Annotated in this window: 2 protein-coding genes; both read right to left on the bottom strand. The window is 64.2% G+C overall.

The features are described from left to right. The coding region (locus BCL65_RS17710; RefSeq protein ID WP_133166830.1) for a hypothetical protein at positions 1-536 on the bottom strand (536 nt) is incomplete at its 3' end. Between the two features lie 318 nt (positions 537-854). Next, positions 855-1,367: Hint domain-containing protein (locus BCL65_RS17715; RefSeq protein WP_146137224.1), on the bottom strand; the 513-nt coding region annotated here is incomplete at its 5' end.

Below are 1,367 nucleotides of genomic sequence, written 5' to 3' on the forward strand. Positions count from 1 at the left end.
GACACGAACCTGCCCAACGCCGGGTCGTACTCCCGCGCACCGAGAGAAACCAGGCCCGTGCTCGCCCGATCGTCATACCCACCCACGAAGCTGCGCGATCCCGCCCAGTCAGCCGGCGCCGTGCCACGATCGGTGCCGAACGGTGTCGTGCGTCGCTGCGACAACGTCATCGTGTCCGCCCGGACCGCGAGCTGACCCGTGCCCTGATGGTCGCTCAGCACGAACGACACCGTGGCGTCGTCGTCCTCGATCACCGCAGTGTGCCCACCACCGACGTCGACATACCGAGTCGCCTTCGCCACCGCCGGCGCGGTGCTGCTCACCGTGACCTCGGTATGCCCCAGATACAGCGTCGTCTCAGTCGCGGAGCCCGTGTCCGTGCGCGAGATCAGCCGGTTGCCGTTCGCGTCGTACACATACTCCACGCCCGAGTCATCGGCGTTCGCCACCGTCTGGACACGGCCTTCCGGCGTCCACGTCAGGGTCTGGGTATTGATTCGCCCAAAGGCGCATCCCTGCGATGTCAGGCGACCCATCCGAAAACGGAACGAGGTGGGCAACCTCTGGGCCAGCAGTCTCCGACTCCAAAGGTACCGAGATCGCACCTCCCCCCTCGAAGGCAATCCTGATAGTTGACGCGCTCTCAGTGGCGTCAACCACGATGGAACCGATCATCCCGCAGAGGGCGTCTCGAGCGCCCGGATTCGGATGTGTGAAACGGTCTCGCTGTGTCTCGACTATTGGCTCACCTAGGCTACGGAAGATTGGCCCATCAAAATGGAGCTCGACGTAGTCCCGGACGAAGCAGACTGCACTCAGTTCAAGCCCATTCAAATCGCTCACGCCCCCTCGCGTCACCATGGCAGATGAGCCCAGGAGTCAGACTTGGCTACGGTTTGGCCGGTTTGAGGATTCACAGTTTGTCCCGTCCTGTTCATGTAGACAACACGGCGGGTATGGTGACTCGTCGCTTCCATCACGCGCACGCCGGCCACGCGGCTATCCAAACCCAGACCACCAGAACCTCCTAGGAACTGGAAGCCTGGGCCGTCTGTTGCCAGAGGGCCTGAGGCTCCCGACGGAATCGCCGCCGGAGGGCTGTCCACGAAGCCGATGAAGGTTGGCCCACTCGCTGAGCAGGTGTTATGGACGAGGATAGCGTCCTCGCCTACATTCACGTGGTACGTGTGGGTGCTGGCGATGGTGAGGTTGTGGACCCTGGCCTGCTCGCGCGTGGTGTCGATGGCGGTGAGCTGGACGTGGGTGCCGGCGCCGGTCTGGAGCCATTGTCCGGGCCTGAGGTCGCCGGCGTCTACCCATTCGTGCAGGGTGGGGACCCAGAAGGGGTGGCCGCCGGTCGCGGTCAC

The organism is Isoptericola halotolerans (assembly GCF_003003075.1).
GTDB lineage: Bacteria > Actinomycetota > Actinomycetes > Actinomycetales > Cellulomonadaceae > Isoptericola > Isoptericola halotolerans_A.